The organism is Helicobacter sp. MIT 03-1616 (assembly GCF_000765685.2).
GTDB lineage: Bacteria > Campylobacterota > Campylobacteria > Campylobacterales > Helicobacteraceae > Helicobacter_C > Helicobacter_C typhlonius.
This window is the reverse complement of sequence record NZ_JROY02000013.1, coordinates 15,572-37,731: the sequence shown is the minus strand read 5'-3', so window position 1 is coordinate 37,731 and position 22,160 is coordinate 15,572. Positions and strand designations below refer to the sequence as shown.

Sequence of the window (22,160 nt, the reverse complement as noted above, 5' to 3'; positions counted from 1 at the left end):
CGCATAAAATAAGCCCCATATCTACAAAGATTCACTATTTATTTAAGTGAAAGTCCTCACTTATGAATCTAGCCATTAAAAAGTATGGCGTATATAGAAAAATGCGTGAGAGCGGTCATCTTTACGATTGTTAGTAAGCACTGCTGGTCTATTTGCTTGATCTACATAAGAACCTCCAAGAGGACTATATCCTGCTTTAGTTGTATCACTAAACCATTCTAATTTTCCACCTATAGAAATATCCTCACGGATTTGATAATTAAGGATAAATGCCACGCTTTGTTCTGCACTTCTTGGGCTATTTGTGCCGCGTCCTAAAATTTTCCAATCAAAATTTCCATAATTTGCACCTAAAAAGCCATAACCTGTAACTGCATTTCTCCCTATAATGTCATTAAGAGCCTGCCCTATATCATACGCACTTCCTGTCCAAATATCAAGTGATAGAGGATTCCCCCAACGCCCTATAAGTTCACTTGCATTACCAAAGTTTTGATAATACCCTGCACCAAAGAAAAACATATTTATTTCAAATTTTTGCTCAATATGAAGTGTATAAGAGTATTTTTCCACCTCACCCCATCTAGCATCTGCATATCCTATCCTACTTGAATCAGCCACAGGAGCAAGAAATCGAATTTTAGTTAAAGATTTGAATCCCTGTGCTTCTTTGCTCGGATTACTATCAAAAGTGATACTTGCCCCAGGTGCGGTATATACACCCGGAGTATAGTAAGAAAATGCAGAGAGTGTAAGCCCACTACTGCTAAAATCAAGTCCTGCTGCATAAATATTACGCGTAGCCCCACCTGCATATGTGCCAAGCACACGATAGAAATCATTAAACCATTGGTCATATGCAAAGGCACGGCGATTTGATAAAAAGCCCCAAAGTTTTACACCACCTGCTTGAAAATAACCTTCTGCCCCTTGAGTGTAGCCGCTAAACCATTCCCCAACCTTTCCAGATTCATAACGACCTGCTTTAAGATACACATTCTCTCCATAGCTATATTCTAAAAAAGCATTTTGCACCATATAGTTTTGCACCCTCTCTTTATCCCACGCAGTTCCAAAATATGCTGTAACAACAGGCGAACCAATATTAGAGACTAATGAGTCATTGCGAGTAGAATCAAAAGCTAATCCACCAATAGCCCCGCCAAGTCCAGCTTTGAATCCTGCTCCTAAATCTGCATTGAGATTAAGCTGTGCGAATAATGTTGTAAAACTCTCTGTTGGTGCTTGATTGTTTGCTTTATCAAACTTTTGGTTGTTAAAACCCCACTTTGTGAAACTCTCTGCTGAACCACTTACTTTATAATCAAAAGCATTGAGACTAGAAGTAAGCAACCCCCCCCCTAAAGCTATATACGCTAAAGTTTTTTTCATTTTCTTTCCTTTGTGTTGTAGAAATTAAAATATTCTTAAAAAATATTGTAAATATTTACATATTTTTAAGAATACAATATGTATTTTAACATTTTATACTTAATTTTTACTTAATACATTACAATAAAACAAGAAACAAAAAAGGCGAAGATAGGCGACTTAAGCACAAATACAAAACTCTAGCACTGCCATACGCACACATACACCATTGGTTACTTGCTCCAAAACCTTGCAACGAGGATCTTTAAGAACCTCATCATCAATATCAATATTACGATGCACAGGTCCGGGGTGCAAAACAATCACATCTCTATCGCCTAAAATTTCTGGTGTAATGCAATATTGTGAAGCATAGTCTTTGAGTGAGCCATAAATTTGCTTATCGTGCCTTTCAGTTTGCGTGCGTAAGCTCATAAATACATCAACTTCCTTGGCAATTTCACGCAAATATGTTGTTGTGTAGAGATTTGTAGGTGGAAGAAAATGTGGTGGAGCAACCAAAATCACCTCCATACCAAAACGTGTAAGCAATTCTATATTACTATTTGCCACGCGTGAATTTTTAATATCACCCACAATGGCAATTTTTTTGCCTTTAAGATTCTCCACATCATTACCAAAATGCTCCTTTAAAGTAAGTAAATCAAGCAAGGCTTGTGTAGGGTGTGCGTGTGCGCCATCACCACCATTAATAATAGAACAACTCACTTGAGATTTGAGATAATACCCAGCTCCAGCGTTTTTATGCCGAATGATGATTGCATTAGGTTTCATAGCGTTAAGATTAGCTGCAGTATCAGACATACTCTCGCCCTTAGCAGTAGAGCTTTTACTCACATCAAGTCGCACTACATCAGCGCTTAAGCGTTTAGCAGCGATTTCAAAGCTAGAGAGTGTGCGTGTGGAGTTTTCAAAAAAAATTGTAATGATTGTCTTGTTTTTTAGGCTTTCCCTATGGCGCATATCTTTATAGATTTGGGCTGATGAGAGGATAGATTCAATTTGTTCTGTGCTTAGGTCGCTTGTGCGAAGGAGATGTTTGGGTGGTTGCATAAAATAGAATCCTTTATGTGAAATCTTGCGCTATTGTATCAAAGTTTGTGATAAAATTACATTGCTTTCTTGCAATATTCATAGAATCTAAGCAAAGTTACGGATATGTTATTTACTAGAATTTTTATCATCATAATGTGTGTGCTGTGTGTGGGTTGTAGTGATTTTCATCGTAAAGATTTCGTGCATATCCCTTCAGCTCATAATAGCACGCAAAAGACACAAAAAGAAAATGCCATTCAGGCGATGCGCAAGGGGCAGATTCTAGATAATAATCGCACACGCGTGTTGATGATTGTGCGCTATATGAATGAAGTGAGCAAAGATTTTGTGAGTGGCAGTGATGAGGTGTTTTTAGTAGAAATGTATGCACGAGATGAAAAAATAGCGCAAAATAGACTTTCTTTCACATTAAAAAATACATACAAAAGCATTGAGGCATATGAAGTGCTTATACAAGACAAGCGAGATTTGGGGCAGTTCGCGCCTGATATTGTGTATAATGACATTTACAAAGTCTCATTTAGTAGCATTGGATTTAGAGGGAGAGATAGCCTAAAGCTCATTGCACATATAAAGGGGATTGGCGATATTAGCTTTGACTTTGGTTATATAAAACTAAAAGGTAATCTCGCAAGGTAATGCAACGATTAGACAATTACTGCTCTAAGATTCTATCCTCACGCACAAAGGCACAAGAGGCTATTGCACTAGGTTGCGTGAGTGTCAATGGTAAAAAAGTTTATAGAAATGCCACATTGTTAGAATCCAGCGATGAGATTCATATTGATACGCAGGGTTTGCTCGTTGGCAGGGCAGGATACAAGCTAAGAAGCTTTGTTAAGAGACTTGAGGAGGCGCATTTGTGGGAGCAAAATCATCTCCACAATAAGCGAGTATGCGATATTGGCTCTAGCACCGGAGGCTTCGCGCAAGTGCTTTTAGAATGCGGTGTGCGTGAGGTGGTGTGTGTCGATGTGGGGACAAATCAGCTTCACGCGAGTGTAAGGGAAGATTCTAGAGTGCGAGTTTTTGAGCAATGTGATGCGAGGGATTTTAATGATGAAATAGGCTTTGACCTGCTTTTGTGCGATGTGAGCTTCATCTCGCTTTATAAGCTTGTAGAGAGTTTCAAGCGCATTTCTAGTAAGGAATATATTTGGCTTTTTAAGCCACAATTTGAAGTTGGTAAGCATATCGAAAGAGACAAAAAGGGTGTGATTAAGGATAAAAATATAGGATTCAAGGCTTTAGAAAAATTTTGTTTTGATGTGCGCGAAGATTTTAACATTATTCACACCGCGCAAAGCGATATAGCAGGAAAGGAGGGGAATATTGAGTTTTTTATCTATGCCGCAAGACGCACAGATTCAGGGTTTGGCACTGGGAAAATTTGATGGTATGCACCTTGCCCATAGGGCGTTAATCACGCATTTACCACCTCAAAGCACCTTGCTCTGCATAGAGAGCAAGGGCGAGACGCTTACACCAAATAAAGCTCTGTATAGCCCTTATCCCGTTATTTCGGTGTGCTTTGAGGAGATTATGGGCTGGAGTGGCGCATACTTTATGGAAATTATCAATGACAAATTTCCCTCTTTGGTTCAATTAGTCGTGGGCTATGATTTTGCTTTTGGCAAAAATCGCGCGTATGGCGTGAATGAGCTTATAGAATTTTTTGGTAAAAAGGTGCTAGTTATGCCTGAATTTCGCGTCAATGGTGTGAGTGTGCATTCAAGCCTCATTAAAGCATCTATCCGCGCGGGTGATATGCAAAAGGCGGCAAAAATGCTTGGTAGATTCTATTATATAGAGGGTGGTATCATACCCGGACAGAATCTTGGTTCAAAGGTGCTTTATGCAACTATCAATATTCGCGCACAGGATTATGTGTTGCCACAAAATGGTGTGTATGCGACTTTCACGCAGCTTGGAGAGGAATTGCTACCGAGCGTGAGTTTCATAGGAAATCGCCTAAGCACCGACAATGCTTTTAGTATAGAGACGCATATACTCGAACGTGAGATTCATATTTTGCCTAACGATAGAGCAGGGATATTTTTCGTGCAAAAAATACGAGACAATCAGCAGTTTTTGAATCTGCAGTGCTTGAAAGAAGCGATTACACAAGATGTGCAAGAGGCTGGGGAGATTTTGCATAATGCGGATAAAAATTTAGCATTGTAGTTGTGGGTGCAACACATTTTGTGAAGTAAAGATTCTAAAATTTTCAAATAAAGAAAGCCTTACAAAATACTTTTTCTCTACATTTTTTAGAATCTTTGCTTTTTGTAGCCTCATTTTGTCGCAATGTTATACATTTTCAATATTTTTGTTTTATTTTATTTATTTAAACTTTGTTTATTAATACAGATTTCGGTAAAAGAGGTCTAAGTCGTTGGAGGATTTATTTAAAAAAGGAAGATTTGAATGGGTGGAGAGAAAATTGTTAGCGGTTTTTTGGTATCAAAAACTGACCCAAAGGGCAAAATAACTTATTGCAATCAAGCATTTATTGATATTTCTGGTTTTACCGAGCAAGAGCTTTTGGGCAAACCTCATAATATCGTGCGGCACGCTGATATGCCACGAAGTATTTTTGCATATTTGTGGAAAAAAATCCAAAATAGAGAAGAAGTCAATGTATATGTAAAAAACCTCTCTAAAGACGGAAGCTATTATTGGGTTTTTGCGAATGTAACACCATCTTTTGATATGAATGACAATATTATTGGATACTATTCTGTGCGGAGAAAACCAAATGCAAAAGGGATAAAAATCGCTACTGAACTCTATGCTAAAATAAAAGAAGCAGAAAAAAATGGTGGTATAGAATCTGGCTTGGCACTTTTTCACAAACATTTTCAAGAGCTGGGTGAAAGCTATGAGGATTTCATTTTGCATACGCAAGTAGAGCAATAAAAGGAGGTGGGAAATGATTATTGCAATTTTAGGCGTTTTATGTGTTCTTTTAATTGGATATATTTTTTATCTCACAGCAAAAATAAAACAAGACAGACAAGCGGTAAAGAAAGTTAAATATTTAATTGATGAGACATTAAAGGGTAATTTTGAGCCAAGAATAACAAATATCGGTAATACCGAAGTTTGCCATATTGCGCGAGGTTTGAATGAATTGCTTAATAATTTGGAAACTTTTATTCGGGAAAATAATATTGTCATTCGTAAATCTTTGGAAATGGGGAGTTTTAGACCATTTTTGACTGATGGGATATTACCAAATTTACAAGCAGTAGGCACATATGTTAATAATAATATCAATGCAAGTAGGGAAGTGGCAAAAATGAGTGCAAAGAGAGAACTTAATTTTGCCCTAAAAAATATCAATAAGAATCCACAACAACAAAAAATCATACAAAATGATTTTTATAAAATTTTGGCAACTCTTAGTGATGTTTTGCAAAAAATATCACTAATGGCAACCTATTCTCAAGAAAATTGTGCCAAGATTTTAGATTCTATGCGTATGCTTGAGCAAGCACGAGAGCTTGTTGTGGTTAATAGTGATTCGGTGAGTGGATTGAGCGAACGTTCTGGTGAGATTAATTCAATTGTTGATGTGATTAATGATGTAGCAGACCAAACAAATCTTTTGGCCCTCAATGCTGCCATTGAAGCAGCAAGAGCAGGAGAACACGGACGGGGCTTTGCAGTGGTAGCCGATGAAGTGAGGAAGCTTGCTGAAAAAACGCAGCATTCTACAAAAGATATTTGGACACAAATTAATCTCTTCCAACAGGCTACAAGTGAGATTTATGAAAACTCTCAGAAGATGACTGAGCAAATGAATGATTTTGGCAATACAATGAATGGATTTGGATCAACTTTTGAAGAAATTAACTCTTATTCATCAGAAATTAAAACTTCCATAATGACTATCAATGCACGTTTGTATAGTAGTATTTTAATGACAGATTATCTCATTTTTAAGAGTGATGTGTATGATGATGTTCTTAAAGAAGTCAATGATGAAAATCTTACAAATAATATTATGTTAGTTTTTGATAATTGGTTGCAAAAACGTGGCAATGTGCATTATGCTGGGACAAAGGTATTAGAAAAAATTGTTGATACTCATAAGAGTATTGTAGAATCTGCCAAAAATGGTCTAAATGATGCGCTTTCTTGTAATGAGAATATGTGTCATCCACACGTCCTTGAATCATTCAAAATAATGGAAGAAACTACCGACACTCTCTTTAAAGAATTTGAAAAACTTGCTGATATGTGGAAAGAAAAAGATAAGTCACAAGAGCAGAGTGCTTGAGCCCTTGAAAACTTATAGGATTCTATGCGGATTTTATTACATAAGGTTTTGTGGGTTTATTCATAGGAGTTTGATATAAATCTTATTCAAACATTTATAAAAGTAGATGAGAGATGTAGGTTTAGAATCTAGGGATATAAGAGTGCGTAGAAGATAACAATGTCTGAATATTATGAATATGGATTACTCGCACTTTTTGCTATTTGTTTTGTGGCAAGCACACTTTATCCACTTGGTTCTGAAGCTTTTGTAGTGGGATTTGTGGGCTTTGGGTTTGAGCCTTTGGCTGTGTGGATTGTTGCGAGTGCAGGAAATATTTTAGGAAGCCTGAGCACCTATTATCTTGCCTATTATGGTGGATACGCGTTTATAGAGCGATTTTTTCCAAAAGCAAAAGATAAAATTAATGCCTTTGCACCAAAAATCAAGCGATTTGGTTTTATCTATGCGTTTTTTGTTTTTGCTCCATTTGTGGGCGATATTTTTGCTTTAACACTTGGTATTGTTCGTTACAATCAAATACTAAGCATTGTAGGTATTGCACTTGGTAAAATGCTACGATATGCTTTAATCCTCGTGCCATTTATGGGGTAAAGCGTAAAATTTTAGAGTATGTTTTGTATCTATATTTGGCAAAAACTAGGTTTAAATTTGTATAATGTTATGCAAAAAAGTGAATATTTGAAAGAGTAAAGATTCACAAAATTATGCAAGGAGTTTTTATGCCATTACTTGATAGTTTTAAGGTTGATCATACAAGAATGCCAGCCCCAGCAGTGCGTCTTGCAAAGACTATGCAAACACCAAAAGGTGATGTGATTAGCGTGTTTGATTTGCGTTTTTCCCGCCCAAATTGCGAGATTCTAAGCGAGAAAGGTATCCATACAATGGAACACTTGATTGCAGGCTTTATGCGAGAGCATTTAAATAATACGCGTGTGGAGATTATTGATATTTCGCCAATGGGTTGTCGCACAGGATTTTATATGAGCGTGATAGGTGCGCCAAATGAATATGATGTAAAAGAAGCGTGGGAGGCAAGTATGCGCGATGTGTTAAGAATCCGCGATGAGAAAGCGATTCCCGAGCTTAATATTTATCAATGTGGCACTGCTAAAATGCACTCTCTCAAAGAGGCACAGGATATTGCACAAGCAGTCCTAGATAGGGGTGTGGGCGTAATGAATACACAAGAACTACTTTTAAAAGATTTTAAATAAATTTTTCGCATTGTAAAGGCATAAAGATTTGTGTATGCTGTAAGGGTGATAGTATTTTTTAATCAAGCATTACAGATTCCAAAAGTCGCATAGAATTTAGAATCTTTGCTTAAGTAATAATGCACTAAAATATGCATTCGTTATATTATGTATAAAAAGGGCGTGGGCTTTTTTCACATTTATTTCATTTATTTTTATTAGAATACCCATTTTTGTAAATTTATACACTTAAGGAGATTTATGGAGAGATTACGCGTGTTGCCTTTGCTTGTATTGTTTGTTGTGAGTATGTTTGTGGGTTGCAAGGATTCAGGTAAAGGAGGAGGGCAAAGCCCCGCACTCAATGTCAAAACGCAGATAATCACACGACATAATGTATCTTTGAATTTTGAATATGCGGCTAGACTAAAGAGTGTGCAGAGTGCCAGAATCTACGCACGGGTGCAGGGAGTGTTGCTCTCAAAAAATTTTAAAGAAGGTGATATTGTTCAAGAGGGGCAACTTCTTTTTAAGATTGATCCTGCTCGTTATCTTGCGCGAGTGCAGCAGGCAAAGGCTCAAAGGCAGTCTGCGGAGGCGAATTTCATCAAGGCTAATCGTGATTGGCAGCGCGTGGAGAAGCTCTATAAGCAGGGCGTTTATACAATCGACCAATATGATACTTCGCGTTCAAATTTCCTCTCTGCTCAAGCGAATGTTGTTAGCACACAGGCAGCACTTGATGATGTGAGTATTGATTTAGGCTATACCGATGTGGTCGCTACCATTAGCGGACGAACCGGTATGAGAAGCTATGATGTGGGGAATCTTGTCGGTGGAAGCGGACAAGATGTGCTTACTACAATCACGCAGTTAAATCCCATTTACGCGGAATTTGCCATACCCAATACAGATTATTATTTTATGCGAGGCTTAGAAAATAGTCGTATTCGAGTGGAGTATATTTTAGGTAATGGAAAAGTGTATGAGAAGTTTGGCAAGCTTGATTTTGTTGATAGTGTGCTTGACCCTCAAACTGCTACTATCAAGGCGCGTTCCATTGTGGATAATGAGGAACATAAGCTTTTGCCTAATGAGTTTGTACGTGTGAGATTGAAGGGCTTTGAGGCGCAAAATGCCATTACAATACCCCAAAGTGCGCTTTTGCAAGATTCAGAGGGAAGTTATGTGTATATCATTAAAGAGGGTAAAGCAAAGATTACGCGCGTTACACTCGGACAGAATCTACGCAATAATCAAGTGCTTATTCTTGGTGGATTGTTAGATGGTGATGTGCTTGTGCTTAATCAACTCTCAAAAGTGAGAGAGGGCATACCGCTTAACTCGGCAAAAGAGGTAAAGGCAGATTTAGAGCAAATACAAGAGCAAGAATAAGGAGAATATATGTCAAGATTTTGTATTCATCGTCCTATTTTTGCAATGGTTATTTCAATCATCATTACGCTTGTTGGTTGTATTTGTATTTTTATTTTGCCTGTGGAGGAGTATCCACAAGTCGTGCCAAATGAAATTATGGTGCAAACAACATATAGTGGAGCAAGTGCTGAAGTCGTAGCAGATACGGTGGCAAGCATTTTAGAAGATAGTATTAATGGTGTTGAGGGAATGCTGTATATGAAATCCTCCTCGACTTCAAGTGGCTTTTTGAATCTAAGTGTATATTTTGCAAATGATGCAAATGCAGATATGGCATTAGTCAATGTCAATAACCGCGTGCAGAGTGCGCTAAGACAGCTTCCTACAGAGGTGCAAAGAGTGGGTGTAAATGTGAGGAAACGCTCTTCTACATTACTTCAAGTATATGCGATATATTCGGATAATCCCGCGCACGATACTACTTATGTGGCAAATTATGCTATTTTAAATATTGTCAATGAGCTTAAGCGCGTCCCGGGTGTGGGCGACATTAATGTGTTTGGCTCACGAGATTATTCAATGAGAATCTGGCTTGATATTGATAAACTTTCACAAAATAATCTCACGCCAAGCGAAGTGGCAAAGGTGATTTCGGAGCAAAATGCACAATTTGCGATAGGCTCATTTGGTAAAGAGCCTGTGCGGAGTGAGATAGCCTTTACTTATTCTGTAACAACACAGGGGCGATTTGTGAGCGCAGAAGAATTTGGCAATATTATTGTGCGTTCAAATGCTGATGGTTCGGCTTTGAGACTTAAAGATGTTGCACAAATTGAGCTTGGGGCAAAAGATTATAGTGTAAGCCCATTATTTAATGGAAAAAATGCTCAAGCCTTTGGTATTGCTTTGCAGCCCGGAGCTAACGCACTTGATGTTGCTGATAGGGTAGAAAAAAAAATAGAAGAATTATCTAAAAACTTTCCTAGCGGGATTCAATACAAAATTGCTAATGATAATACAAAATTTGTGAGAATTTCGTTTCAAGAAGTAAAAAAAACATTTATTGAAGCGATTGTGCTTGTTGTGATTATTATGTATTTTTTCTTACAGAATCTTCGTGCTACAATTATCCCTGTGATTGCTATTCCTGTGTCGATTATCGGCACATTTGCTGGAATGTATGTGTTAGGATTTTCTATTAATCTCCTTACACTTTTTGGGCTTATCTTAGCTATTGGAATCGTGGTAGATGATGCGATTATTGTGATAGAAAATGTAGAGAGAATCTTGCACACAGAGCGAGATGAAAATGGCAAACCATATTCTGTCAAAGAAGCGACTATCAAGGCGATGAGTGAGATTCAAGGACCAGTTGTGGCTATCGTGCTTGTGCTGTGCTCGGTGTTTATTCCTGTGGCATTTATTGGAGGCTTTGCTGGAGCAATTTATCAGCAGTTTGCTATTACTATTGTTATTTCTGTGGTGATTTCTGGTTTTGTTGCTTTGAGCCTTACTCCCGCATTATGCGTGTCAATTCTTAAGGCAAAAGAACCTAAGCCATTTTATCTTGTTAAGAGATTCAATGATTTCTTCGATTGGCTCACTCATAAATTTGGTGAGCAAATTGGCAAGGCTTTGAAGAGAAGTTTAGCCCTTTTAGCGTGTTTTGTGGCTATTTTGGCAGTAACTTGGGGATTACTTGTAAAATTGCCTACAGGACTTGTGCCGAGTGAGGATAAGGGAGTGGTGATAAACTTTATTCAGCTCCCACCGGCGGCTTCCTTGTCGCGCACAATAGAAGAGGGTAAAAAGGCCTTAGCATTTTTAGAAAAAGAAGAGGGTGTGGAGATGAATTTTCTTATCGCAGGATTTGATATGCTCGCAAGTGCGGCACGCTCCTCTGGTGCGGTAATTTTTACTACGCTTAAAAGGTGGAATGAGCGTAAGGAGAGCGCATTTGAAATAGCGCAAAAAATGAGGGGTATTTTTAATGCAAATCTTGATGCTTTTGTTTTAACAACAACGCCACCAGCGATTATGGGATTATCCACCGTTGGGGGTTTTGAATTTTATATCCAAGATAGGGGTGGTAGAGGTGTTAAGGAATTAGAAAAATATGCAAATCTTTTTGCTCTAGAGGCAAATAAAAGAGATGAGCTTACAGGCGTGAGAAGCCTCTTTAGTGCAAATATCCCGCAATATCATTTAAATCTTGATAGAGAGAGAGCAAAGGCTATGAATGTCAATATTGATGATGTTTTTACGACCTTGCAAAGCACACTTGGGCAGTATTATGTCAATGATTTTAATCTCTATGGCAAAACCTATCAGGTAAATATTCAGGCTCAAAGTGAGTTTAGAGAATCTCCAGAGGATTTGAGTCGAATTTTTGTGAAATCTGCTAATGGCGATTTAATTCCTATTAGTGCGCTTGTGCATTTTGAACGCGTTATTGGTGCAGATATTGTTGATAGATTTAATCTCTTTACAAGTGCAAAAATTATCGGTAATCCTGATGAAAGCAAAGGTTATTCAAGCGGTGTAGCTCTCAAAGTCATTGAAGAATTAGCTCAAGAAATCTTACCCGAAGGCTATACTATTGCTTATTCAGGCACAAGCTATCAAGAGAAAAATGCGAGTGGCACAGGTGCTATCGCCTTTATATTTGGGCTTATTTTCGTGTTTTTGATTCTGTGCGCGCAATATGAGCGGTGGCTTATGCCGCTTTCTGTGCTTTCGGCTGTGCCCTTTGCGGTTTTTGGTGCATCTGTGGCAACAGCATTGCGTGGGCTAAGCAATGATATATATTTTCAAGTGGGATTAGTAATGCTTATTGCCCTTTCAGCCAAAAATGCCATTTTGATTGTGGAGTTTGCTCAACATTTACACGAAAAAGAGGGAAAAAGTATTATGGAATCTGCCATAGGCGCGGCAAAGCTTAGATTCCGCCCGATTATTATGACTTCTCTTGCCTTTAGTATAGGTGTTTTACCATTAGCCTTAAGCACAGGAGCAGGAAGTGCAAGCAGACACGCTATTGGCACATGTGTTATTGGTGGTATGATGGCAGCCACATTCATTGCGGTATTTTTTATTCCGCTCTTTTGGAGCTATATCGCCCGATTATCGCAGTGGATTCAGTCAAAAAAGGGCAATCAATAATATTGCGTGAGGCAGCAAAATATTTAGGGTTCATAAGCTTTATTGCGATTTTTGAATCTTATGCTATGTGTTAAAAAGATGATGAAGTTCGCTTGAAATACTACTCATAAAAAGCGGCGCATAGGGGGTGTTTTGTGCTAGGGCGGTACAAAAATATTTCATATCTTTTTGCGAAGTGAGGCATTCCGCACACATTTTTAGAATCTGTGGCGCGTTATCTTTTGGGATATGCTTTGGCGCGTGGCTTGGGCTTGTGAAGTGCTTGTGGATTCTATGCACGAGCATTTTATTTGTAATCTCCATAATCATCGAATCTATGGGGAGTTTAAAAAACATCAAGTTATCGTGTGGATTGAGCGAGAGATAAGTCGTATCTACGCCAAAAATTTTTGTGCTATATGAATCAAACAAATACAGGCTTTTGTTGTAATTATCCTCAAAACTCTCTATCATCAGCTCAAGCACAGCTAATCGTTCCCTGATGGTGTAAATATTGCCAATGGGTGAGAATGCAAAGCGTAGCAAGGATTCGATACTATACCACTCTATGCTTTCAAAGGAATGTTCGAGCATAAGCTCATATCGTTTTTGTCGCAAATGTGCTGCACGGGGAGAATGTCCAAATTTGTATGGAAAAGTAACAATTTTATCGCGATAGGCAGGTGAGGGGAATCGAGGGTGAATGACAAATCGCTGCTTAGATTCTTTGTCTAAGATGTATTCTAAACCACCCTCATAGCCCTTGTCAATGATACGAATCTCACTTTTTGGAATCTGTGTAAGTAGAGTAAAAAACTCATCATCACTACAATCTTTATCCCAAATGCGTTCCGAATAGCGAAAGTAGTGTGTAATTGCTTCAAGGACTTCATTTGAAGGCTCTTTAGTAACACTTTTATCAATCCACGAGGTAAGTGTGCGTCTATCCTTGCCAATAATCTGTGCAAACCTCGACATGCTAAGATTTGAGCGCTTATAAACAACGAGCAATCGTTCTAAAATGCTGAGTGCCACAGCCATACCTTTATGTAATTTTTATTTAAATATTTTATAGATTCTGTCAAAAGGGTTAGTTTATACGCATTGTTTTATTAGCGCAATGCTTCAAAATTGCACAATTTTTGTGTATAAATAGTGTTTTATGTGTAAAAGTTGCAATAAAATGTCAAAAGTTGTGCAAAACAAACAAAGATATTCAATGTAGAATAGTTCAATCTTAAAAAGCAAGATGAGGTTTGAACTTCTATAGAGTTGGGGCTTCAAATGCGGTAGGAGTGCTTATGGATATACATCAATTATACAAGCAAAAGCTTATGAGTACAGAAGACGCGGTGAGGGTGGTGAAGTCTGGAGATTGGGTGGATTATGGCTGGGCAGTTACTGCACCGGTGGCACTTGATCTCGCTCTAAGTAAGCGCATACAAGAGCTAGATGATATAAAGCTTCGCGGTGGAATCCTCGTGCAAATCCCTGAAGTGTTTAAGGTCGATACGCAAGGCAAACACGTTTCGTGGCATACTTGGCACGCAAGCGGCATAGGGCGGAAGTTCATTGAGCAGGGCTTAGGATTCTATATTCCTATGCGATATTCCGAATTGCCGAGGTATTATAGAGAGACAAAGGCTAAGCCAAATGTGGCAATGCTCCAAGTTGCGCCTATGGATAGCCACGGGTATTTTAATTTCGGTCCTAGTGCTTCGCATTTGAGTGCGTGCATAGAAATGGCTGATGTCGTGATTGTGGAAGTCAATGAGAATATGCCTCGCTGTTTGGGTGGTTTTGGCACAGATGTGCATATCTCACAAGTGGATATGGTGGTTGAGGGGGATAATCCGCCTTTGGTAGAGGTGGGCTCACCAGAAATCACAGATGTGGATAAGGCGGTGGCAAAGCTCATTGTTGAGGAGATACGAGATGGCGCGTGCATACAGCTAGGCATTGGCGGTATGCCAAATGCGGTTGGTTCTTTCATCTCGCAATCGGATTTGAAAGATTTGGGCGTACATACAGAAATTTATGTCGATGCGTTTGTGGATATAAGCAGGGCAGGTAAGATTACCGGTAGGAAAAAAAATATAGACAAGGGGCGACAAACTTATTCTTTTGCAATGGGGAGTAAAAAACTCTATGATTTTTTGCATAATAATCCTGAATGTATGAGTGCACCGGTGGATTATACGAATGACATACGCACGATTGCTGCACTTGATAATTTTGTATCGATTAATAACGCGGTAGATGTAGATATTTTTGGGCAGGTTAATTCTGAATCTTCGGGCACAAGGCATATTAGTGGTGCAGGAGGACAGCTTGATTTCGTGCTTGGGGCATATTTGGCAAAAAATGGTAAAAGCTTTATTTGTTGTTCTTCTACGATGAAGGCAAAAGATGGCACATTAAAAAGTAGAATCTTGCCAACATTGCACGAGGGCAGCATAATCACGGCTACGAGGGCAAATGTGCATTATCTTGTAACTGAATATGGCAAGGCAAATCTCAAGGGTTTGAGCACTTGGGAGAAATGTGAGGCGATTATCTCTCTTGCACATCCAGATTTTAGAGAATCTCTTATTAAGAAGGCAGAAGAGATGAAAATTTGGCGTGCAAGTAACAAAATTCGCCCTTAAACCACACAATAAGGAGGATAAAATTTTTCACAACTTTATTCAATTCACCAAAAAAGGAACACAATGAAAACACAAGGACAAAAATTAAGGGAAGCGATAGGGCAATATAAGCCTTTGCAAATTATAGGTGTGATTAACGCCTATTCTGCAATTCAGGCGCAAAAAAGTGGTGCGAAGGCATTGTATCTAAGCGGCGGTGCATTGGCGGCGATGAGTTTAGGTGTGCCGGATTTAGGTATTAGCTCATTAGAAGATGTGTGCATTGATGTGCGCAGAATCACCGCTGCGAGTGATTTGCCATTGCTTGTTGATGCAGACACAGGCTGGGGCGGGGCGTTTAACATTGCACGCACGATTAAGGATTTGACAAGAAGCGGTGCGGCAGGTTGCCACATTGAGGATCAAGTCGCACAAAAAAGATGTGGACATCGCCCAAACAAAGAGCTTGTAAGCAAAGAGGAGATGAGCGATAGAATCAAAGCCGCAATGGACGCAAAGATAGATTCTAGCTTTGTGGTAATGGCACGCACAGACGCCCACGCAAGCGAGGGGCAACAAGCCGCCATTGATAGAGCATTGGCGTATGTGGAAGCCGGAGCCGATATGATATTTGCCGAGGCAATCCATACGCTAGAGGAATATAAGCAATTCACACAAGTCATCAAAGTGCCTGTGTTGGCTAATATCACAGAGTTTGGCAAGACACCTTATTTCACGCGCGATGAGTTGGGAAGCGTTGGCATTTCTATGGTGCTTTACCCGCTTTCAGCAGCACGCGCGATGAATAAGGCGGCATTGGCAGTGTTTGATGATATTTTGCGCAATGGCTCACAGAAAAAGAGCATTGATTCTATGCAAACACGCGAGGAACTCTATGAAATGCTAGGCTACCACGAGTATGAGCAGAAGCTTGATAAGCTTTTTCAAAGCAAAAAATAATTTTAGATAAGGAGGACACAATGGCAGCACCAACAAAAAAGGTTGGCGGATTAGCAGGTATAAGTGCGGGTGAATCAGCGATTTGCACCTGCGGCACAGGACACGGGCTAAATTATAGAGGCTATGACATTTATGATTTGGCAAGGGAATGTGAGTTTGAGGAAGTAGCGTATTTGCTTTTAAGAGAAAAGCTCCCAAATAAAGCTGAATTAGAATCTTTTAAAAAGGAGCTTATTGCGGCACGAAGTTTGCCAAATGAGTTAAAGCAAACGCTTAAACTCCTACCTAAAAATGCGCACCCTATGGATATTATGCGCACGACTTGCTCAGTTTTGGGTTGTATTGAGCCAGAGGTTTATGATGTGCTTAAACTCTCTTTTCCTAATCAGCAAAAGGTTGCTACGCGCCTACTTGGAATCTTCCCTTCCGCGCTTACCTTTTGGCATCATTACCACGCAAGTGGCAAGGAGATAAGCACAGATTCTAAGCAGGATTCTATTGGTGGGTATTTCTTGGAGCTTTTACACCAAAAAGCTCCCAAAGACTTGTGGGTAAAGGCAATGCACGTAAGCCTTATTTTGTATGCAGAACACGAGTTCAATGCTTCAACTTTTACTGCACGTGTGATTAGTGCGACATTATCAGATTGCTATTCAGCAGTTGGCGGTGCGATTGGTGCTTTGAGAGGACCACTGCACGGCGGGGCAAATGAGGCGGCTATGGAGCTTATCGCAGAGTTTAGCTCTCCAGAATCTGCCACACAGGGCATTAAGGATAAGCTTGCAAGAAAAGATAAGATTATGGGCTTTGGACATCGGGTCTATGTGGAAAAAGATCCACGCAATGTGGTGATTAAAGAATGGAGCAAGAAGCTAGGCGATGATGTGGGCGATACAAAGGGGCTTTATCCTATTAGCGAGGCGATTGAAAAGGTGATGTGGAATGAGAAAAAGCTTTTCCCAAATCTTGATTTTTATAGTGCGTCTGCTTATCATTTTATGGGAATTCCAACGGCATATTTTACGCCTATTTTCATCTTTTCACGCACGGCAGGGTGGATGGCGCATATTTTTGAGCAGAGGGCAAATAACAAGCTAATTCGTCCAAGCTCGGAATATACAGGACCGGACAATAAGGAGTTTGTGCCAATGCAAAATCGCTAGGTGCATCAATAATTTTTTCATTTCAAAGGAGCCACAATGAGCCACGATATGGGTATTTTAGAGACAAAAAGACCAGAATTTGATGAGTTGCTAACAAAGATAGCAAAATACGCGCTTGAGTTTGATATTAAATCGCCTCTTGCCTATGAAACTGCACGATATTGCCTTATGGATACGATTGGTTGCGGACTTTTAGCATTGAATTTTCCCGCTTGCACCAAGCTTTTGGGACCGGTTGTTGAGGGTGCGGAGTTTCGTCCTTTGGGTGCGAAGATTCCCGGGACAAGCTATCAGCTAGAGCCAGAACGAGCGGCGTTTAATGTTGGTGCAATGGTGCGATGGCTTGATTTCAATGACACTTGGCTTGCGGCAGAATGGGGACACCCAAGCGATAATTTAGGCGCGATTTGGGCGGTGGCGGATTATCTAAGCCGCAAGAATATAAGTAAGGGCAAAGAGCCTTTGAAAGTCAAAGATGTGCTAACAGCGATGATAAAAGCACACGAGATTCAAGGCGTTATAGCCCTTGATAATAGCTTTAACAAAGTGGGCTTAGACCACGTGCTGCTTGTGAGAATTGCTTCTACTGCGGTAGCTTGTGTTATGCTTGGCGGAAATTTTGAAGAAGTGCGTAATGCTGTAAGCCACGCTTTTATTGATGGTGGGGCTTTAAGAACTTATCGCCACGCACCAAATACAGGCTCACGCAAAAGTTGGGCTGCAGGTGATGCGAGCAGTAGAGGTGTAAATCTTGCATTAAAAGCATTAAGTGGAGAAATGGGCTATCCAAGTGCGTTAAGCGCGAGTTTTTGGGGATTTGAAGATGTGAAAATGAAAGGGCAAAAGCTCACTATCCCACAAGAATTTGGCAGCTATGTAATGGAAAATGTGCTGTTTAAGATTAGCTTCCCGGCAGAATTCCACGCTCAAACTGCGGTAGAATGCGCGCTTAAATTGCATAATGAAGTCAAAGACAGGCTAGATTCTATTGAAAAAATTGTGATTACTACTCAAGAATCCGGACATAGAATCATCAATAAAGTAGGCAAACTTGACAATCCAGCAGACAGAGACCACTGCATTCAGTATATGGTGGCAGTGCCGCTTGTGTTTGGGCGACTTACAGCTGATGACTATGAGGATAGTGTAGCAAAAGATTCGCGCATTGACGCGTTGCGTGATAAAATGGTGGTAGAGGTAGATGAGCGATATACACGTGAGTATTTAGAATCTGATAAACGCTCCATTGCTAATGCGGTACAGATTTTCTACAAAGATGGTAGCAAGAGCGAGAAAGTGGAAGTGGAATATCCTATCGGGCATAAAAGACGCCGAGATGAGGGGATTCCGGTGCTTGTAGCGAAGTTTAAACGCAATATCGCACTTAAACTTAGCCCGAAAAAATGCGCTGCGATTGAAAAGCTTTGCAGCGACCAAAAAACTTTAGAATCTACGCCATTTAATGAGTTTAGCGATTTGTTTGCATTGTAACAAGATAAGAATCTAGGGGCAATGGCTCTTAGATTCTGCTTATAGCAAACGTTTTTTCTATTCTCTTTAACTTTTGAGTGATTTTTCCCATTCATATGCGGATGTAACAATCACTCTTAAATCATTATGTTTTGGTTTCCATTGAGTAAGAGAGAGAATCTTATCATTCTTAGCACTTAGTTCAATAGGATCACCCTCTCTACGAGCAGATTCTAGTACTTTGAAATTGACCCTGCTCACTTCTTTCACAACCTCAATCACTTCTTTGACGCTATAACCTTGCGAGTAGCCTACATTAAAGATATTTGATGTTTTGGTGCGCTGCAAATATGTGAGTGCTTCAAGGTGCGCGCTTGCCAAATCATCAATATGGATATAATCCCGAATACAAGTGCCATCTTTTGTGGGATAATCTGTGCCAAAGATTCCCATACTTTCCCTTTTGCCACAGGCACACTCACACGCTACTTTGATAAGATGAGTGGCATTTTTGCTCCTTTGCCCTAAGCCTTTATGTTGAGCGAGAATCTGTGCTGTATTATCCATACTCGCCCCTGCGACATTAAAATAGCGCAGTGCCACATATCTAAAGTCTTTTACCGCCTTTGCTGTATCTGCTAAAACTCGCTCACTCATCATCTTTGAAGCACCATAGGGGTTTATAGGCAAAAGCGGTGCGCTTTCATCAATGGGGATAAGCGATATATCAGGCTCTCCATACACTGCGGCTGTGGAGCTAAAGATAAATTTTGTTATGCCACATTCCACGCATAAGGCAAGAAGATTTGTGGTATTGAGCGTATTGTTTGTGTAGTATTCAAGCGGTTTGAGGACAGATTCACCGACAATAAGCGAAGCGGCAAAATGAATGATTGCTTCAAAGTGATATTTTTCAAAGAGTTGGCGCATTTTTACAATGTCATTAATATTGCTTTGTATAAAAGTTACTCTATCCTTAAAGCATTCTTGGAGATATGCAATATTTTCTTTAAAACCTGTGCTTAAATCATCAACGATGACAAGATGATAATCTGTGTTTTGTAAGAAGCAATACGCTGTGTGTGAGCCGATATAGCCACCGGCTCCTGTAAGTAAGAGATGAGACATATTTATTCCTTAGGCTAGAATCTTAAGGACAAGATTCTAGCAAAGTTTGGCTAAATATATCCTGCGACTTTAGCGAGTAAATATCCTGCAACACAAGAGCTAAATACACCGATAAGTCCGGGTAAAATAAAGCTGTGGTTGATGACAAATTTGCCAATATGTGTTGTGCCAGAGCGGTCAAACTGAATCGTTGCCAAATCGCTAGGATAAGTTGGCAAAATATAATAGCCATAACACGCTGCTGCAAAGGCTACGATGATACCGGGTTCTACACCAATACCCAAAGCTAAAGGCACAAATGCCGCAATCGCTGCCGCTTGAGAATTAACAAACTTAGAGATAAGTAAAAGCATAATCGCATAGGTCCAAGGGTGAGATTTCACCACATCACCAAGTGCTTCTTTCATCATTGGCGTATGCACTGCAAACATTGTGTCCGCCATCCACGAGATTCCAAACACCGCCACAAGCGCAATCATACCAGATTTAAAAATTTCATTGCTGCCAATCTTTTTGGCATCAACTTTTGTAAAGATAATAATAAGCGCACCCGCAAGGAGCATAAAAGCCTGAATCACATTCACCATTGAGATAAAATCCATAGAAGGATTGCCGAGTTTATCCTTTTGTGGAAGAGCGGTAATATCGCCAGATTCTAGAGCAGATTTAAATGCGCTCTGCCCCCCCCCCTGTGCCTTTTGGTCAAAACCTAGAGCTTTGAGATCTACAATACCTTTATTTTCACCATTAGGAGTCCATTTGATAGTTGTATCTTGCAAATGCGCCTGATATGCCATTTTTTGCCCCCAATTTGGCTTGAGTGCGTCAAATGCACCTACTGCTGCCACAGCCGCAATCGCACCTAGGAAAATCCACATTGCCACCCAGTTGCTTGTAGGAAGCTTCACGCCGAGCAATGTTTTAGAATCTCCATAGACATATTGTTTGAATTCAGGATCTTTGATTTTTTCTTGAAACTCAGGATCTTTGTCTAAATCTTTGCCCCTAAACCAAGAGAAAATCCCTATACACAATACACCAACAAGTGTGCTAGGAATCGTGATTTGAAGTAGGTTGATGTAGCCATCAAATCCGGCAAGTTTATGCTCTGCATTTAAAAGTAGGGCTGTTAGGCTCACCACTGCCACAGACACAGGAGAGGCGATAATACCCATTTGTGATGAGATAGAAGCCGCCGCCATAGGTCGCTCAGGGCGTATATTATTTTTAATCGCAATATCATAAATAATAGGCATAATCGTATAAACCACGTGTCCTGTGCCGCACAAAATCGTCAAAAAGCAAGTAACAAAAGGTGCGAGAATCGTCAAAAACTTAGGATTGCGTCTTAGAATCCGCTCTGCAATTTGGAGCATTACATCTAAGCCTCCGCTTGCTTGCAATGTTGCACTTGCCACAACGACCGCCAAAATCGTAAGCATAACATCAATAGCAGGTTTGCCCGGTTTGATATGGAAGCAAAATACAAGCATCAAAATCCCAATGCCACCTAAAAGCCCGAGTGCAATACCACCTTTACGCGCTCCGTAAAAAAGACAGACAAGAACTACAAGCAGTTGAATCCCAAACTGCCACCCTTCGCTTAATTGTGTAAGAAAATCCATAAAACCTCCTTAAAGTTGTGGATTTAAAAAGCCGTCATTCTATTTCAAAATACATAAAATAACAAGTTTTTTGAGAGACTTGTTCAAAAAAAGTGATGAAGGTGTTTAAATTAGAAGCTCAAATATGCGTTTTTGCATTTGTATTTTGGAGTAATCCTCAAGAATCTTTTGCTATGATAAGCACTTGCTTCAAGAAGAATCTAAAAAGGATAAAAATGGCTTTTCACATTGTTTTAATCCAACCCCAAATCCCGCAAAATACAGGCAATATCGGGCGATTGTGTGTGGCGACAGATTCTATTTTGCATTTAATCCACCCGCTTGGATTTAGCACATCACAAAAGGAACTCAAACGCGCAGGGCTTGATTATTGGCAACATTTGCAGGTATATGAATGGGAGAATCTTGAGATGTTTTGGGCGCACTATGAGGTGGATAAACATCATTTTTTCTTTACGACAAAGGCGCAAAGCACTCACTATGAGGCAGATATGAGTGAGGGCGGATTTTTGTATTTTGGCAGAGAAGATGCAGGCATTAGTTCTGACATTTTACACACATATAAAGGGCAGACATACAAGCTACCGATGGTTGCAGGGGTGCGCAGTATCAATCTCGCCACAAGTGTAGGAGCAGCTTTGTATGAGGGAGTGCGGCAATCACAATGTTATATGGGGTTTTAGGGTGATTAAGGAAAATGATATTGCGCTAAAGCTATAATGCAACCTTAGATTAGT

At 39.8% G+C, this 22,160-nt stretch carries 19 protein-coding genes; 14 read left to right on the top strand and 5 right to left on the bottom strand.

The window, feature by feature from the left end:
• Positions 1 to 75 precede the first annotated feature (75 nt).
• Together LS67_RS08440 and LS67_RS08435 are read right to left on the bottom strand one after the other, a co-directional pair.
• Complete coding sequence (locus LS67_RS08440; RefSeq protein WP_034325987.1) at positions 76 to 1,392, bottom strand: outer membrane family protein; 1,317 nt, start codon at positions 1,390 to 1,392, stop codon at positions 76 to 78.
• A 159-nt stretch (positions 1,393 to 1,551) separates the two neighbouring features.
• Positions 1,552 to 2,445 (bottom strand): aspartate carbamoyltransferase catalytic subunit, encoded by an 894-nt coding sequence (locus tag LS67_RS08435; RefSeq protein WP_034325989.1) that lies wholly within the window; start codon positions 2,443 to 2,445, stop codon positions 1,552 to 1,554.
• 105 nt (positions 2,446 to 2,550) lie between these two features.
• Between LS67_RS08435 and LS67_RS08430 the strand changes: the two genes are divergently transcribed.
• From LS67_RS08430 to LS67_RS08390, 9 genes are all read left to right on the top strand, one after another.
• Entirely contained in the window at positions 2,551 to 3,087 is a 537-nt protein-coding gene (locus tag LS67_RS08430) for a hypothetical protein (RefSeq protein WP_034325991.1), read from the top strand.
• Positions 3,087 to 3,842, top strand: a complete 756-nt coding sequence (locus LS67_RS08425; RefSeq protein WP_034325992.1) for a TlyA family RNA methyltransferase — start codon at positions 3,087 to 3,089, stop codon at positions 3,840 to 3,842. Before LS67_RS08430 ends, LS67_RS08425 begins: the two co-directional genes overlap by 1 nt.
• Complete coding sequence (locus LS67_RS08420) at positions 3,781 to 4,632, top strand: bifunctional riboflavin kinase/FAD synthetase (RefSeq protein WP_231944836.1); 852 nt, start codon at positions 3,781 to 3,783, stop codon at positions 4,630 to 4,632. The genes LS67_RS08425 and LS67_RS08420 overlap by 62 nt, the downstream gene beginning before the upstream one ends.
• A 243-nt stretch (positions 4,633 to 4,875) precedes the next feature.
• A complete protein-coding gene (locus LS67_RS08415) occupies positions 4,876 to 5,367 on the top strand; it encodes a PAS domain-containing protein (protein ID WP_034325994.1) in 492 nt (163 codons plus the stop codon).
• Between the two features lie 13 nt (positions 5,368 to 5,380).
• Positions 5,381 to 6,733 carry a methyl-accepting chemotaxis protein gene (locus tag LS67_RS10210; RefSeq protein ID WP_034325995.1) on the top strand — a complete coding sequence of 451 codons (1,353 nt, stop codon included), beginning with the start codon at positions 5,381 to 5,383 and terminating at the stop codon, positions 6,731 to 6,733.
• A gap of 159 nt (positions 6,734 to 6,892) precedes the next feature.
• On the top strand, positions 6,893 to 7,327 hold the full coding sequence (locus tag LS67_RS08405) for a YqaA family protein (protein ID WP_034325996.1): 435 nt from the start codon (positions 6,893 to 6,895) through the stop codon (positions 7,325 to 7,327).
• 128 nt (positions 7,328 to 7,455) lie between these two features.
• A complete protein-coding gene (gene luxS / locus LS67_RS08400) occupies positions 7,456 to 7,953 on the top strand; it encodes an S-ribosylhomocysteine lyase (protein WP_034325997.1) in 498 nt (165 codons plus the stop codon).
• Between the two features lie 240 nt (positions 7,954 to 8,193).
• The gene (locus LS67_RS08395) at positions 8,194 to 9,327 is read left to right on the top strand and encodes an efflux RND transporter periplasmic adaptor subunit (protein ID WP_034325998.1); all 1,134 of its coding nucleotides are present in this window, start codon (positions 8,194 to 8,196) and stop codon (positions 9,325 to 9,327) included.
• Between the two features lie 9 nt (positions 9,328 to 9,336).
• Positions 9,337 to 12,471, top strand: a complete 3,135-nt coding sequence (locus tag LS67_RS08390) for an efflux RND transporter permease subunit (protein WP_034326000.1) — start codon at positions 9,337 to 9,339, stop codon at positions 12,469 to 12,471.
• A 63-nt stretch (positions 12,472 to 12,534) separates the two neighbouring features.
• On the opposite strand, the gene LS67_RS08385 is transcribed toward LS67_RS08390, so the two are convergent.
• Positions 12,535 to 13,485 carry a hypothetical protein gene (locus tag LS67_RS08385; RefSeq protein WP_052099824.1) on the bottom strand — a complete coding sequence of 317 codons (951 nt, stop codon included), beginning with the start codon at positions 13,483 to 13,485 and terminating at the stop codon, positions 12,535 to 12,537.
• Between the two features lie 266 nt (positions 13,486 to 13,751).
• On the opposite strand from LS67_RS08385, the gene LS67_RS08380 reads away from it, so the two are divergent.
• From LS67_RS08380 to prpD, 4 genes are all read left to right on the top strand, one after another.
• Entirely contained in the window at positions 13,752 to 15,098 is a 1,347-nt protein-coding gene (locus LS67_RS08380) for a butyryl-CoA:acetate CoA-transferase (RefSeq protein WP_034326003.1), read from the top strand.
• A gap of 63 nt (positions 15,099 to 15,161) precedes the next feature.
• Complete coding sequence (gene prpB, locus LS67_RS08375) at positions 15,162 to 16,037, top strand: methylisocitrate lyase (RefSeq protein ID WP_058122034.1); 876 nt, start codon at positions 15,162 to 15,164, stop codon at positions 16,035 to 16,037.
• Between the two features lie 20 nt (positions 16,038 to 16,057).
• On the top strand, positions 16,058 to 17,200 hold the full coding sequence (gene prpC / locus LS67_RS08370; protein WP_034326004.1) for a bifunctional 2-methylcitrate synthase/citrate synthase: 1,143 nt from the start codon (positions 16,058 to 16,060) through the stop codon (positions 17,198 to 17,200).
• A gap of 36 nt (positions 17,201 to 17,236) precedes the next feature.
• Entirely contained in the window at positions 17,237 to 18,691 is a 1,455-nt protein-coding gene (gene prpD, locus LS67_RS08365) for a 2-methylcitrate dehydratase (RefSeq protein ID WP_034326005.1), read from the top strand.
• 66 nt (positions 18,692 to 18,757) lie between these two features.
• Here the strand turns inward: prpD and galE are convergent, their stop codons facing one another.
• Together galE and LS67_RS08355 are read right to left on the bottom strand one after the other, a co-directional pair.
• Positions 18,758 to 19,798 carry a UDP-glucose 4-epimerase GalE gene (gene galE, locus LS67_RS08360; protein ID WP_034326006.1) on the bottom strand — a complete coding sequence of 347 codons (1,041 nt, stop codon included), beginning with the start codon at positions 19,796 to 19,798 and terminating at the stop codon, positions 18,758 to 18,760.
• A 50-nt stretch (positions 19,799 to 19,848) separates the two neighbouring features.
• Positions 19,849 to 21,423: an anaerobic C4-dicarboxylate transporter gene (locus LS67_RS08355; RefSeq protein ID WP_034326007.1), complete on the bottom strand. Its 1,575-nt coding sequence runs from the start codon at positions 21,421 to 21,423 to the stop codon at positions 19,849 to 19,851.
• 215 nt (positions 21,424 to 21,638) lie between these two features.
• On the opposite strand from LS67_RS08355, the gene LS67_RS08350 reads away from it, so the two are divergent.
• The gene (locus LS67_RS08350; RefSeq protein ID WP_034326008.1) at positions 21,639 to 22,106 is read left to right on the top strand and encodes a tRNA (cytidine(34)-2'-O)-methyltransferase; all 468 of its coding nucleotides are present in this window, start codon (positions 21,639 to 21,641) and stop codon (positions 22,104 to 22,106) included.
• Positions 22,107 to 22,160 lie beyond the last annotated feature (54 nt).

What these genes read in the sequence shown, in the direction of transcription:
- LS67_RS08440 (WP_034325987.1), bottom strand. Translation starts at nt 1,392, where the DNA reads ATGAAAAAAACTTTAGCGTATATAGCTTTAGGGGGGGGGTTGCTTACT.
- LS67_RS08435 (WP_034325989.1), bottom strand. Translation starts at nt 2,445, where the DNA reads ATGCAACCACCCAAACATCTCCTTCGCACAAGCGACCTAAGCACAGAA.
- LS67_RS08430 (WP_034325991.1), top strand. Translation starts at nt 2,551, where the DNA reads ATGTTATTTACTAGAATTTTTATCATCATAATGTGTGTGCTGTGTGTG.
- LS67_RS08425 (WP_034325992.1), top strand. Translation starts at nt 3,087, where the DNA reads ATGCAACGATTAGACAATTACTGCTCTAAGATTCTATCCTCACGCACA.
- LS67_RS08415 (WP_034325994.1), top strand. Translation starts at nt 4,876, where the DNA reads ATGGGTGGAGAGAAAATTGTTAGCGGTTTTTTGGTATCAAAAACTGAC.
- LS67_RS10210 (WP_034325995.1), top strand. Translation starts at nt 5,381, where the DNA reads ATGATTATTGCAATTTTAGGCGTTTTATGTGTTCTTTTAATTGGATAT.
- LS67_RS08405 (WP_034325996.1), top strand. Translation starts at nt 6,893, where the DNA reads ATGTCTGAATATTATGAATATGGATTACTCGCACTTTTTGCTATTTGT.
- luxS (WP_034325997.1), top strand. Translation starts at nt 7,456, where the DNA reads ATGCCATTACTTGATAGTTTTAAGGTTGATCATACAAGAATGCCAGCC.
- LS67_RS08395 (WP_034325998.1), top strand. Translation starts at nt 8,194, where the DNA reads ATGGAGAGATTACGCGTGTTGCCTTTGCTTGTATTGTTTGTTGTGAGT.
- LS67_RS08390 (WP_034326000.1), top strand. Translation starts at nt 9,337, where the DNA reads ATGTCAAGATTTTGTATTCATCGTCCTATTTTTGCAATGGTTATTTCA.
- LS67_RS08380 (WP_034326003.1), top strand. Translation starts at nt 13,752, where the DNA reads ATGGATATACATCAATTATACAAGCAAAAGCTTATGAGTACAGAAGAC.
- prpB (WP_058122034.1), top strand. Translation starts at nt 15,162, where the DNA reads ATGAAAACACAAGGACAAAAATTAAGGGAAGCGATAGGGCAATATAAG.
- prpC (WP_034326004.1), top strand. Translation starts at nt 16,058, where the DNA reads ATGGCAGCACCAACAAAAAAGGTTGGCGGATTAGCAGGTATAAGTGCG.
- prpD (WP_034326005.1), top strand. Translation starts at nt 17,237, where the DNA reads ATGAGCCACGATATGGGTATTTTAGAGACAAAAAGACCAGAATTTGAT.
- galE (WP_034326006.1), bottom strand. Translation starts at nt 19,798, where the DNA reads ATGTCTCATCTCTTACTTACAGGAGCCGGTGGCTATATCGGCTCACAC.
- LS67_RS08355 (WP_034326007.1), bottom strand. Translation starts at nt 21,423, where the DNA reads ATGGATTTTCTTACACAATTAAGCGAAGGGTGGCAGTTTGGGATTCAA.
- LS67_RS08350 (WP_034326008.1), top strand. Translation starts at nt 21,639, where the DNA reads ATGGCTTTTCACATTGTTTTAATCCAACCCCAAATCCCGCAAAATACA.